Origin of the sequence: Furfurilactobacillus milii, from assembly GCF_009864005.1 — a bacterium.
Classification (GTDB): Bacteria; Bacillota; Bacilli; order Lactobacillales; family Lactobacillaceae; genus Furfurilactobacillus; species Furfurilactobacillus rossiae_B.
In genome coordinates this window covers 59,356-72,872 of record NZ_WEZQ01000009.1, presented here as the reverse complement: position 1 = coordinate 72,872, position 13,517 = coordinate 59,356, and the positions used below count along the sequence as shown (strand labels likewise).

At 41.2% G+C, this 13,517-nt stretch carries 14 protein-coding genes; all 14 read right to left on the bottom strand.

The window, feature by feature from the left end:
- Positions 1 to 9: 9 nt before the first annotated feature.
- On the bottom strand, positions 10 to 966 hold the full coding sequence (locus GB993_RS06370) for a helix-turn-helix domain-containing protein (RefSeq protein WP_161003556.1): 957 nt from the start codon (positions 964 to 966) through the stop codon (positions 10 to 12).
- A 13-nt stretch (positions 967 to 979) separates the two neighbouring features.
- A complete protein-coding gene (locus GB993_RS06365; protein WP_161003555.1) occupies positions 980 to 1,936 on the bottom strand; it encodes a helix-turn-helix domain-containing protein in 957 nt (318 codons plus the stop codon).
- Between the two features lie 273 nt (positions 1,937 to 2,209).
- Positions 2,210 to 2,536, bottom strand: a complete 327-nt coding sequence (locus tag GB993_RS06360; RefSeq protein ID WP_161003554.1) for a type II toxin-antitoxin system RelE/ParE family toxin — start codon at positions 2,534 to 2,536, stop codon at positions 2,210 to 2,212.
- On the bottom strand, positions 2,533 to 2,796 hold the full coding sequence (locus tag GB993_RS06355) for a type II toxin-antitoxin system prevent-host-death family antitoxin (RefSeq protein ID WP_161003553.1): 264 nt from the start codon (positions 2,794 to 2,796) through the stop codon (positions 2,533 to 2,535). Before GB993_RS06355 ends, GB993_RS06360 begins: the two co-directional genes overlap by 4 nt.
- Positions 2,797 to 2,874: 78 nt before the next feature.
- Positions 2,875 to 3,474 (bottom strand): DJ-1/PfpI family protein, encoded by a 600-nt coding sequence (locus GB993_RS06350; RefSeq protein ID WP_161003552.1) that lies wholly within the window; start codon positions 3,472 to 3,474, stop codon positions 2,875 to 2,877.
- A 23-nt stretch (positions 3,475 to 3,497) separates the two neighbouring features.
- Positions 3,498 to 3,980 carry a GNAT family N-acetyltransferase gene (locus GB993_RS06345; RefSeq protein WP_161003551.1) on the bottom strand — a complete coding sequence of 161 codons (483 nt, stop codon included), beginning with the start codon at positions 3,978 to 3,980 and terminating at the stop codon, positions 3,498 to 3,500.
- Positions 3,981 to 3,996: 16 nt separating this feature from the next.
- Positions 3,997 to 4,827, bottom strand: a complete 831-nt coding sequence (locus tag GB993_RS06340; RefSeq protein WP_161003550.1) for a DUF2785 domain-containing protein — start codon at positions 4,825 to 4,827, stop codon at positions 3,997 to 3,999.
- Between the two features lie 589 nt (positions 4,828 to 5,416).
- Complete coding sequence (locus GB993_RS06335) at positions 5,417 to 7,198, bottom strand: oligopeptide ABC transporter substrate-binding protein (RefSeq protein WP_161003549.1); 1,782 nt, start codon at positions 7,196 to 7,198, stop codon at positions 5,417 to 5,419.
- 124 nt (positions 7,199 to 7,322) lie between these two features.
- Positions 7,323 to 8,270: an ABC transporter permease gene (locus tag GB993_RS06330; RefSeq protein WP_161003548.1), complete on the bottom strand. Its 948-nt coding sequence runs from the start codon at positions 8,268 to 8,270 to the stop codon at positions 7,323 to 7,325.
- Between the two features lie 13 nt (positions 8,271 to 8,283).
- A complete protein-coding gene (locus GB993_RS06325) occupies positions 8,284 to 9,243 on the bottom strand; it encodes an ABC transporter permease (protein ID WP_161003547.1) in 960 nt (319 codons plus the stop codon).
- A 1-nt stretch (position 9,244) separates the two neighbouring features.
- Complete coding sequence (locus tag GB993_RS06320; RefSeq protein WP_161003546.1) at positions 9,245 to 10,198, bottom strand: ABC transporter ATP-binding protein; 954 nt, start codon at positions 10,196 to 10,198, stop codon at positions 9,245 to 9,247.
- Between the two features lie 15 nt (positions 10,199 to 10,213).
- Positions 10,214 to 11,215, bottom strand: a complete 1,002-nt coding sequence (locus tag GB993_RS06315) for an ABC transporter ATP-binding protein (RefSeq protein WP_161003545.1) — start codon at positions 11,213 to 11,215, stop codon at positions 10,214 to 10,216.
- Positions 11,216 to 11,825: 610 nt separating this feature from the next.
- Entirely contained in the window at positions 11,826 to 12,614 is a 789-nt protein-coding gene (locus tag GB993_RS06310) for a hypothetical protein (RefSeq protein ID WP_161003544.1), read from the bottom strand.
- Positions 12,611 to 13,339: an ATP-binding cassette domain-containing protein gene (locus GB993_RS06305; protein WP_161003543.1), complete on the bottom strand. Its 729-nt coding sequence runs from the start codon at positions 13,337 to 13,339 to the stop codon at positions 12,611 to 12,613. Before GB993_RS06305 ends, GB993_RS06310 begins: the two co-directional genes overlap by 4 nt.
- Positions 13,340 to 13,517: the final 178 nt, after the last annotated feature.

The window sequence follows — 13,517 nt, the reverse complement described above, 5'->3', positions numbered from 1 at the left end:
TGACCTCTCCTAAGAAATAACGGTGCCGTAATGAAAATCGTGATCATTTGGTGCACTCACGATTTCTGCCGTAAAATCGTCATAAATCCTAAACATACGATCTTCTTTACATAACCTCATCATGGTGGTGGCATCGTTCATCTTGGACTTGCCCAGTACCTTGTCGTCAACGCGATATTTGAGCCAACCTTCGCACCACAATATCGTCATCGCGAAATTAGCAGTCAAATCACGACCATCACGCTTTTTATGTAAAGCTTCCATCTTCGATAAAGTTTCATTGGCTAACGCAAACTGATCTAACGACATAAAATATGAAAAACTACTGACTAAAAATCCGCGATGCATGCCCGCAACATACATAATTGACTCATTCGCCGTCAGTTTACGTTCAGCAATATTAGTAAATAATTCAACATCGGCCAATGGCATGGCAGTTAAAAAGGATTCGAGGACTAAAATTTCATAAATGCCCCAATCGTCAATCTGCTTTAAATATTTCACAGCATAATCCGAACTGTGCTCAATGCTTTTCCCGGTATGATTGGCCAGCATCATTCGACCATAGTCGTATCCCAACACATTATTAACCGTTGGGGATTTTTTTGCATTTTCTTTCAATACATCGAGCCGCGCGTAAAGTTTTTTCCACTGATGTCGTATCGCCAAACCCGAACTAATCAGGAAAATGTTCGTTAAATCTGTTAGTGCGTTTGCAGCGCCCATTTCACGCCACTCCACCGGCATCGGAGAGTTCAGATAACGATCATGCTGCAGGAAGAAATACTCATCAGCGGTCACATTCATTTTCTTGAGCAAATGCATCAGTCGATCAACACTGATTTTCGATTGGCCCTGTTCAAACTTTGAGAGAAAACTGACACTAGCCTGTTCATCTGCAAGTTCTTTTAACGTTAATCCTTTACCCACACGCAACTGATGAAACGTTTCGCCATATGATGCCATGTCATTCCCCTTTCTAGGCCATTAATCGTGAATGATAAAGTAAATGATCATCCTTCGTTTGCCAAATTCGTTCACTAAAAGCAGCGTACAAACGCCACAGGCTTTCCTCTTCGCACAATCGCATAATTGTCAGTGCATCTTTCATCTGTGAATGACCCCGTTCCTCACTGTCACGGCGATAGGTCAGCCATCCCTGACACCACAGAATTAACATTCCGAAATCGCCAGTACTTTGTTGTGGTGATTGTTCTTTGTGCAGACTGTGCATCTGACCAAGCAATTCTTCCGCTATATCGAAACGAGTGCGGTTCATAAAAAAGCAAAAACTAGTGACCAAAAAGCCATGGTGCATCCCTGCAATCTCGCTAAGTGGAGCCTGTGAAACCAACTTATGCTTGGCGGACAGAGCTAGTTGCTGTGCGTCAGGTACACTCATCCCCTGCAGAAAAACGTTAAACACGATCAACTCGTAAATACTCCACTCATCAATTTGTCGTAAGTACGTGATCGCCCGTTGAACAAACGGACGGGGGTCTGCCTGCTGATGTTGTGCCAGAAGCAGTTGCGCAAAATCCAAGTTTAACCAATGACCCATTGTCGGTGTTGAGGAGGCCCGTTCGGCCAAGTGATGTTGCCACCGCGCTAATTTTTCCCATTGCCCGCGATTCGATAACCCAGCGGTGTAATAAAAACTGCTGCCTAATGTTGCCACAGCGTTTGGCGCACTCATTTCAGACCATACTTTAGGTACTTGGGGCATGGCATAACCATCATGTTGGGCAAAGAAATATTCATCAGCAGTCACATTCATCCTATCCAGTAGATGCATCAACCGGTCTACACTAATTTTCGATTGATCCGTTTCAAACTTAGACAAGAAACCAACACTCACTTGTTCGTCAGCCAGTTCCTTTAAAGTCATATTCTTACCGATTCGTAGCTGCCGAAACGTTGCCCCATATGTGGCCATGCAAACTGATCCCCCGTTCTGAAAATCACTCGTTGATTAAGTATAGCGCAGAATGTCGTCAATTGTTAGAAAACGGTGAGAATACACTAAATCATCTCATAAAAAAATAAGTCAAAAGCACTGTATCAGTGGTTTTGACTTATCGGCATATTTTATCCAGCTCAACCTTTTTAGCACCAACTTACTGTGCAAGCGGGACAAATAATCAATTAAGCACACTTACAAACATTGAACGAAATGTTTAATCGACTCTCTGTTTTTTTAATACTTCATTTACAAGTCCAAGTTCATTATCCTCTCAGCAATGTTCTGAGAACTCGAAAAAATTCTTAGTACCACAACACGTGCACTTTTTTCCTGAATTTCATAAAGTACAATATTTTTGCCTATCGTCATTAAGTAAAACTCTGAAGCTATCGGAAATCCCTGTTTTCGTGCATTTTTACCCATTCTTGGAAACGAAGCTAAATTATTTATACCATTTAGCAATGTTAAAATCCTTTTTCTGGCAATTACATCCCCAAAGGATTCACGTATCTGCACAGTTATAAGCTTTAAACTGTGTTCTGCACCCTCTGCAATCTCCAGATCATAGCTCATTCTCCTAAAATTTCCTTTCGAACATCCGAAAACTTATGGGTTTTCTCTTTTTTTGCATTCTCAATTTCTTTGGTCAATTCCTCAGCAATTGACCACTTCTCATACTTTTCATAATCTTCTAAATCAAGCAGAACATATTTACCATAGCCATTTTTTGTCAAAATAACGGGGCTATCTGGTCCAACCTGATTTAACACTTTGTTATAAGTACGTAGCTCTGAAACAGGTCGAATATTTAAATTTTTTTGTGGATTAACCATCACCATCACCTCTCAGCATTAGTATACATATTTTCGTACAAATTTGCAGCAAACCGACCTTACAATAAAATTGCAGAACTAGCCATTATCTCGAAAAGTTAAATCTTCGGCACTTGCATCTGTCCCAAACTGTTCAAAAATGTTTTTCGGAACATTGACGCCAATTGCATGTGCCGCGGTGATGCCAAATTCACGAGGGAAGAACGCAGTGGAAGTCACAATACCATTATCCGATACAACTGGTTTACGCACCAAATTACGTTTGGGAATGAAACGCTCCTCTTCGTATGCACTTTCGAATAGTCCCGCCACAAACTTGGTGTCGTCCAATAACCCAGCTTTTGCCAGTAGAATGGGTGAAGCCGAAATTGCCGCGATAACTGGTCGTGGCCGCGTTTTAAAACGACTGAGAAAGACAATGTTCCTTTGATCAGGTAAAACGGTATGATAATTCGCGATTCCTGGCATAACGAGCATCTGGTACGCCTGAATATTCTGAACATCTTCAAATGTCATTTGTGGCATTACATCGAACCCATCTTCAGTTTGATATGGCTTGTGCTCAGCGGCTACAACATCAATTTGCCAATCTGTTTGACTCCAGGCAAGAATCGAAGTTAACGGACTAATTTCATACATCGAAAAGCCATCATAAATCATCACTAGAATTTTATTCATCGTTATCCCTCCCCGGCAGTAACTCACGCATTTATCATTTTAAACAGAACATACTGCGGGCCAATCTTGCCAACACGCTGAATGCCCGTATCGTGAAAGCCCGCCTTCTGATAAAGGTGTTGTGCAGGTATATTACGGTAGTTCACGGCCAAAATAATACGAGTCACATACGGAAAATGAGCTTTAACAAATGCCGGTACCAACTTCATCGCGGCAAGCGAAATACCTTGTCCCCTGAAGCGTTCGTCAATCGACAAAGCACGCAATAAAACATCAGTATCAGCACAGCCACCAATTTCCAATGGACCTTGGTACAAATGAAGGCAAAAGAAGCCGGCTAACTGGTCATCATTTATAATCATCACTGGCACCCGATCATGATCTCGCTTGGCCTTTTCAATCACTGACTGCGGCGAACCTGTGAAAGTTAAATCGCTCAATTGATAGTTTTCCACTAATCGTTGACACTGAATCGTATCAACGTATTGTTTTAATTCAATATTCATATAGACCATCTCCAGATCAGGCCACTGTCCCATTGGCCTCATAAAAGTCTCGAATCTGCTCATCTAACCATGCCGATAGTCCTGGCGTAGACAAACTTTCAAAGCGCATTTTATAGGCCAATGAAACACACAGGTTAATTAATTTGTTGTTTTGATCGAACTGTAGCGACTGATCAGCGGTTGAGGCAATGACGCCCTGTATCCCGCGCAACCAGTTGAGTAGCTGACTTTCCGTTATGCGATCCTGCGCCAGTAACGCAACAAGACAGTTGTCCAAGCGACTGCCTTCACCTGCCGTAAAACCGCTAGGCAGCATAATACCATGATAAATACCAGCCAACGCTTGTGGAATAAGTCGGGTTGGAAACTTTGGATGATAACAAACGTAATACAGCAGGTCGCCACCATGGCCAAATGCATGTGCCCAACCATGTTCGGTCAACCCTCGTAAATCATTTTCCAACTGTAAATACTGCGTTGCGTCTTCAAAAAGATGGGTTCGCATTTCTGCCGTCATAAACGTCGAGCGTGCATCCCGAGCGATGAGTGACGTCAATAATAACGCCGTAAATGTTCTCGTATAGACTGCGTCGTTTTGACGTTCATAAATCCCGCTGAACAATAAATTCCGTTGCTGAACTTGTCTTAATAACCAGACCGCCTGTTCATTTGAAATCATGCAGTCGTCAATCCACTGTGCAAACGAACTGTAAATCAGTTGGTCGCGCAACACTGAATTAAGATTGCCGATGTTATCCAACATCGCTGCTAACAAAGAATAATTAACCACCTGTGGACTTTCTGTTCGCAATCTCACTAGTTCTTGTTCTAGTTTCTCATCAGTCAATGTGAGCACCCTCCTTCTCCCCCCTTAATTTTCTTAATCTTACTCGTTGTCCTAAAAGCCTTGATAACAAAAAGACCTGCAATTTATGCAGATCTTCGTTTACAGCTTTTTCACCGTGCAATACTCACTGACATCACTTGAGTAATCCAGCTTACCAAATGTATTATATCCTCGCTTTAAATAGAAGTTCGGTACTTGATAGTTAAATGTTTTCAAATGAACCATATGACTGTCTAACTCGCGTAGTTTATTTTCAAACCAACTCAACAAAGCATCGCCAAAACCATTTTAGCGTGCGTTCTCATCTGCCAATAGTTTTTTTGTACTATAATTGCAGCCAATTACCTCGTTATCAATTATCAATTGATGCCAACTGTCTAATAGTAGCTCAAAAAGATGTTGAGTAAGGGATACACTCCCGGCATCACATGAAGTAAGACTTTGAAAGAAGACTCTAGATTCCATTTATTTGTACAGATAAAAGCTTCCGTGAACATGCGCTTCCTTTTAATTTACAGGGCTCATTTGGGCTAAAAAACGCCTTGAGCTTACACTCAAGACGTTTAATGACACATTAAAATAACTAAGTTTATTTCGGATTAGCTGACGTGGCACCCATAGTAGCCCATGAATCATTTGAATCAGCTGCAGATGTACTGTAATTCTTAATACGATGGTTAACTGGCGTCCAAGTCAAACCTTCGCTTTCAGGAATGTAAGCAGCTTGTTGATTCATATAGGCTTGCCAGTCTTTAAACTGTGTCTTCCGATATGAATTGCTGAAGGCTTTGTTATTGTTCATATTTTCAATCAGTTGTGTGTTTTTCTTTGTTGCAAAATGACCCATATTGAATGGAGCATTAGCTTCATACATAGTTGGAGTAGGTTCAGAGCTTACTTGCCAAGCAGCTTCAAAGAAGTCAACATTCTTAGGTGGTTTGGGAGACTGAATAGCATCGTAAAACGCATTCATCTCCATCGTCTTGCCGCCAGTTAATTGAACATCAAGACCAATCTTATGCCATTGCTGCAAATAATTTTGAATTTCTTCATCATGCGTAGAAGAACTCTTCATCGCAGCGAAGTGCAAAACCAGCTTTTTACCATCAGGCGTTTGACGCCATTTGCCCTTCTTCTTGTATCCCGCATCATCTAAAAGCTTATTGGCCTTCTTTAAGTTCAATGGAAAGCCCTTAGCACTCTTGTCATGATAATCGGTAAATACGCTAGGAATTAACGTAGTTGCGCGTTTTCCGAGGCCGTTACCAAACTTCTTTTCGACTGCGTCAACATTCATTGCGTATCCAATGGCTTGACGAAGACTCTTGTTTGAAACCTTGGAGTCTTTGTCCATGACATTCATACCCGTCTTAGAATTCATATGTCCAACCATGAAGCCAAGGTATCCATAACCCATCTCTGGAGAACCAACGTTGGTGTAATCACTCAACTTTTTAACGGTTGGATATTGTGAAGCGGCAATTCCTGTTGTACCAACAGTAAAGTCATACTTGTGGGCTTTAAATGCAGAACCTGCGGCACTCGATGAAACTACATTAATGGTGACTGCCTTAGCATTTGCCTTCTTACCCCAGTAGTATGGATTGCGTACCCAACTAGTCGATTCACCAGTAACCATTTTCTGCAATTTAAATGGACCATAGAAAATAGGATTCTTACGAACTTGAGGTGCGGAAGCCAATTTGCTTATTGGAACATTCTTGATATATTCATATGGCTCAGCATACTCCCAAAAGAATCCATTACCGGAACGTTTCATTGAAGGCGTGACGTGCTTATAGTGAATAACAACCTTTTTGCCTTTTTCACCGTCTGGCATTTCAATACCAGAAATTGTGGATGCCTTACCACTATGGTATTCTGTCATACCTTTAATCTGTTCCAGACTCGAACTGTATTGTTGAGTATCGGAGTCTTTATTGCCAAGAACTTCATAAGCATATTCAACATCCTTCGCAGTTACTTGCGAGCCATTCGACCACTTTAAGTTACTGCGAAGCGTGATTGTTGCCGTATTATTGGAACGATTCAACTTAAGATTAGCAGGGCCGCCATCAACAATGTTGTAGTTTTTATCTGTCTTGAACAATCCCTGTAGACCAGGTGAGAAAACATCACCATCTTCAGCATTCGAAGCTAACACAGTATCACTGACACCCTTGAAGGGGGCATCGTTAACTTCTGCGGCTTTAATAGTCGCATTTTTGTCAATGGATCCTGAAGCATTATATGATTTTGCCATCTTAACAGCTGTTGATGGTTGAGAACTACTACTCTTACTTGAACAAGCGGCCAACGTAAGTACTGAAAGTGCTGCTGCTCCGGCTAGAGCAAACTTAGTTTTTTTCATGCACTCATCCTCCCAAATAATGAAAAACATTATAATCAAATAATTACGGAACTAAGTGTACCGCTAAATGAGAATTTGTAAAGATAATAATTAAAAAAATCTCATTTTCATCTGTCTCATTTTTTTAATCATCACCAAGACGCTGTGATGCATCTGTCGCCCGACGAATAACTTGACCAATATAACTGATTGAAAGTGTCAAAATTATAATTTCAACAGCAGCCAACAACCAGGTCCACCAATATTCTGTAATACTGCTTGGATCATTAGCATTGGCAATCATTGTACCTAGTGAAGGTGTATTGGTTGGCAATCCAAAGCCTAAATAACTTAGTCCAGTTTCAACCCCAATATTTTCGGCGAAAGACAACATAGTGTCGACAATAATTAACGATGAAATGTTGGGCATGATTTCTCGAAAAATGATTTTAAAGGTACTAGTCCCTGAGGTTTTCGAAGCGGCCACATAGTCCTTTTTAGACTCAGATAAAGTACGCGCACGAATCAAACGTGAAGTTCCCATCCAATAAAAAGAACTTAAAATAAGCGTTAAAGTAACAACATTGTAGTTAGGGATAATTGTGACTAAAACAATAATGAAAAGGGTAATTGGCAACATCAACATAAAGTCATAAATACGCATCATCACATTATCGACAATTCCGCCAAAATAACCAGCAATTAACCCATAACAAATACCAAAGGTTGAACTAATTATAGTTAGTCCAATTGCAATTCCTATAGAGTTCCTAGAACCTAAAATCAACTGTTTAGCAATTGAACGGCCGCCTTGGTCTGTTCCTAAAAAGAATTGCGTAAATGGTTTGTCGTAAGAATCCATAATATTTGTGGCCATAGCTTGACCCTGATTAATAAACAAAGAAGCAATCATCACAAACAAAATAAATACGACCATAATCACTAAAGCAAACAACGCCGGACGGTCAGCCTTGAATTCATTCCATACAATACGTAAGGAAGATGGTGTTGCTTCTTGCTCAGCTTCTTTTGATAAACGTGCTAAGTCTTCTTCTGAAATTGAAGACTGTCTGTTTAACTGATTTTGAGACATTTTTACATCTCCTTTACTGAATACGAACTCGCGGATCAACAGCAGAAAGAATAATATCTGAAAGAAGGGTACCAAATAAGTTCAATATGCCATACAACAGTACAAGTGCCGTAATGACCGTATAATCACGATAAGATATTGAATTTAAGAACAAAAGACCCATCCCAGGATATGAGAAGACCATTTCCGTATATAGTGACCCACCTAACAGGCCTGTAATTGAATAACCGGCAAATGCTGCGATTGGTAACAACGAGTTTCTTAAAATATGGTGGCGGAACACATCTCCCGTCGGAACGCCTTTAGAACGGGCTGTTCTAACATAGTCTGACCGTTTTGCATCAATAACTTCTGATCGTAAATACTGAACGATATTTACTGTCCCAAACAAAGCAGCCAAAAGTCCTGGTAAAACTATATGCTGCAATCTGGACAGCGTCGTCGCCATCCCACTATTAGCCGTTGCGCTCACAGAGCCTGTTGTTGGAAACCAACCAAGCACGTAGCCGAAAATCCACAACCCGAGAACTAAGATAACGAAAAAAGGAATCGACATCGTAACAAATGTGTAAACTCTAATAATAGTGTCACCTATTTTGTTTTGATTACGACCAGCGTACAACCCCATTGGAATACCGATGGCGTAAGTTAATACCATTGCAAAAACGGCGAGCCACAGAGTATTAATAGCACGATTACCAATAATTCTGGTAACTGGTTCTTGATACTGAAAACTTGTTCCTAGATTCCCATGAAATAAGTGAACCACCCAGTTCCAATACTGCTCGTACCATGGATTATATAAACCGGCTGCCTCTTTCAGATGATGAATCTGGGCCGCGCTAGTATGTGGACCGATACTACCAGTAAATGGATCACCAGGCATTGCTTTGGCCAACAAAAAAACTAAGATACTTAATATGATTATTTCTGGAATCATAATGAGGACACGGCGCAAAACTGTTTTCCACATATTACTTGTCCTCCTCTTCAATTTCGTCTTCCGGCAAAGCGACCTTATGAGTAGCAGAAACGTCTACTAGTGGCAAGACCTTACCATCCTTATCGTAGTATCGGGATTGATTCTCCTGAAATTCTTGCTCGACAGCTTCACGATGTGCTCTGGCTTCTGCACGACCCTCAACACTTGTTTCTGGAATCGCAGAAAGTAGTCGCTTTGTGTAAATGTGCATCGGATGATTGTAAATATCATCACGCGTCCCAATCTCAACTAATCGACCACGATGCATAATCGCAATATTGTCACACATGTGACGGACGACACCAAGATCATGAGAGATAAATAGATAGGAGATTCCGAAATCACGCTGAATTCGTTTCATAAAGTTTAAAACTTGGGCCTGAACGGACAGGTCAAGTGCTGATACAGGTTCATCAGCCACAATCAGTTTAGGATTAGTGGCAACCGCGCGTGCCACACCAATACGTTGTCGCTGACCACCTGAAAATTGATGAGGATACTTGTATAAGGCGTCGGCATCTAGGCCTACAATATCTAATAATTGCAAAACTCTTAATTTTTCCTGATTTTTATCAAGATGTTCAAAGTTACGAATTGGTTCGGCGATTATATCTTCAATCCGTTTACGCGGATTCAGACTAGATAATGAATCCTGAAAAATCATCTGTACATCTTGGTTATAATCTAATTCTCGACGATTGCTGGGCTTGGTAATATCCTTTCCCTTGTAAAGAATCTGACCCTTTGTCGGCTTTTCCAGGCCAACAATAGATTTACCAGTCGTTGACTTGCCAGACCCAGATTCGCCAACGAGCCCGTATGTCTCACCGGCTTCAATATTTAAACTAATACCATCCACAGCCAGCACTTCATCCGTTACTCGGTTCCAAAACCCAGAACGGATTGGGTAATGAACTTCTAGATCTTTAACTTCAATTAAACTCATTTACTCTCCCCCATTCTAAGCTTCGTCTTGGAACTTAAAGTTTTTGTAGCAGGTGCAACGGACACGATGACCCGGTTCAACTTCATGCATCGTTGGGTGCGCTTCATGTTCGCTTGCGGGAACCCATGGAATCCGTGGAGCAAACTTACAGCCGTCTTGAGGCATCTTCTGTAATGAAGGAACAGAACCTTCAATGACATACAGATCGTCATTTTCACTGTCTTTTTGTGGCATTGAACGCAACAATGAGCGCGTGTAAGGATGCAACGGATTATCAAAAATCTGTTTGGCAGAACCCTTTTCAACGACCTGACCAGCATACATAACCGCAACTTCATCAGCCGTCTCAGCGACAACACCCAAATCATGCGTGATCAAAATGATCCCGGCATGGTTTTCTTTTTGAATATCCTTAAGTAAGTCCAAGATTTGTGCTTGGATGGTAACGTCCAAGGCGGTGGTTGGTTCGTCAGCAATCATCAGATCTGGTTTGCAGGCAATCGCGATGGCGATAACCACACGTTGACGCATCCCACCAGATAATTCATGTGGAAATTGACGGATAACCCGTTCTGGATGAGGAATCCCAACTTGGTTAACCAACTCAAGCACACGGGCCTTCTTTTCAGACTCAGTCATCTTGGTGTGGTAATCCAAGCCTTCTTGAATTTGATCGCCAATTCGTTTCAGTGGGTTTAACGCTGATAACGGGTCCTGGAAGATCATGCCAATTTTGGCACCACGAATCTTGTTCATCTGGTCTTCATTGAGTGTCAACAGGTCTTGACCCTCAAACTCAATTTTGCCACCAATTTTGGTTTCAGCAGGATCATGCAGGCCCATGATCGTCGTTGCTAAGGTACTTTTACCACATCCGGACTCCCCCACAATGGCAACAATCTCATCATTGTGGATATCTAAAGAGACGTCAGATACAGCTGGGTAATATTTACCTTGAATCTTAAAAGCTGTACTGACGTCTTCGATTTTTAGAAAATGGTTCTCTTCATCTGCCATGCTACTCCCTCATTTCTTCAACCGCATTCAAGTGCATCAAACATTGCCCGTTATGTATGATGAACACAGTCTTATTCGTAAGATTAAAAAGTCATTAGACAGAGTATAACTAATCAAATTCTAATTTACAAGCAGAAATGCAGCCCCGTTTATCCCCACATCATCAGTAACTAATAGTAAGCAACACTTTCAATAACTGAGATGTCAAACAAATGCTAATGCAACGGCATTTTGAGCAAACGAAAAATCATTCACCGATTGCCTTTCAAACAGTCAGTGAATGATTCAAGTTAAATTTTTTTAATTTTGCACGGTTGGTCAGTTTTCATCAAACCCACATTTTTCTTTTTACCAACGCTTGTATTGATTTCTTCCCCGTTGATGGCGGCTCAGCTCCTCAATTTCCAGTTCAGACCAAACACCGCCATTACTGATTAGCTGCATATCTCTCATTTCATCATTCCGCATAAACCTCATCTTTCTTTCAATTGCATTACTATTTGTGTTTAAGTAATTTGTATAGCATTATTATAGTGCGTAACAAAGTAATTGCAAGTGGTAACTCAAAAAAATACGGACATTTTTAATGTCCGCATCCATTTCGTTTATTTTAAAATCGATCAAAACTGCCAATGCGCCGCTCTTTCTGCATTGCATGGCGAAAAATGACTAAGCCCAGAGCAAACCAGATGACGTTTACGCCAAAATAAGTTCCAATGAGGTTAAGCGATACTGATTGTCCAAGGAACAAGTGCCTTGTGATTTCAATACCGGCACCAAACGGCAATAACAACTGGGCACCAAAGTAATTTGGCATCGCAACGTTTGCCACGAATAATATCGCTGACTGAAGAATGCTGCTCCAGTTACCCACTCGCTTAAATCTCAACGAACCAGCCCCAAATAGCAGCCCAATCCCTAACATGCCGACGTTTGAAATAATGGCGATGACAAATACGAGAACGTCAGCCTTAACTAATTGCAGGACTGGAACAGAAATAACAAATGCTGTGATCACACTCAAAATGAGTAAGTACACAAAGTAATAAATATCAGTGACCCAGCTGCGAACTAGTGCAATGAACCACAGCGAAAAGCGGGATTGAATTTCCGTTTCTAGAATACCCGTTCGTGCCCCTGTCTCAATAAACAGAGTCGACTCGTCCATTGCCACCACGCCCATATTCCAAAACATAAAACCAATTAGGATCATGACAACGCCAAGATTTGTGTGATAAAAAGCGTTCATGCCCTTCACTGCTCCAAAGATCACTACCGCTAAATATGCAAAAGTATAAAGAATAAACTCACTCACGGTCGATGATAAGTATTTGATGTCCGTCTTCATTTGCATCGTTACTTCAACCCAGATCATGGTGCCCAATTCACGTACGCTCATCGAATCACCGCCTTTTGATAAAGTTGTTCATACATTTGCCGCAATTCCGCTTCCGACAAACTGTGATCGACCGTTTTAATCACAGTCCCCTCATTCACAAATATATACTGTGTGGTCACTTCACTCATTAGTACTGGATCATGGGAAGACAGAATAATCGTATGCTGCGACTTTTTAGCAACAGAGTCAACCAGCTTCATTAAATCGACTTGTGCAGACATATCCAGACCATTTGAAGGTTCGTCCAACAATAACATCGGTGTATCAAACGAAATGGCGACGAGTAATGTTGCCTTTTTCTTTTGTCCAGTCGACATTTGATCAAACTCTTTATTCATAAGACTTTCCGCATCAAACAGCTTGGCATTGGCCAGCATTCTGGCCTGTGTATCTCTAAATGGTACACATCGAATAGCACTGAAATAACGTAGATTTTCCAATGGCGTTAATTTATTTCGTAATCCACGATCACCAGCCGGAATATACAGTGAATTGCGCTGAGCCCACTTGTCATAGTGTGAATCACCCTGAGTATCAATCTTCAATTGCCCACCATTGATGGTCGTAATCCCGCTGAGCAACCGCATTAAGGTTGATTTGCCTGCCCCGTTTGGCCCAATCAAGCCAAAGACATTGCCAGTATCCAACGGCAATGAAAAAGACACACCGTGTAAAACCTCCGTACGACCATAATCTTTGCGAACCTGATCTAATTGAATCTCCATCCCCGTCACCCCCTAAGTAAAAATAATATGTACGAATCCTAAAGATTAATTTTCAATTAGAATAGCACTTTTTCCACAAAAGAAATATTTATTTAACTTTTTTTGATTTCAATTAGTTATCATGCATGCAGCCCTTAGACCACGAACAAAGCGTTAGGTGGTCAGCATTGATACCGAC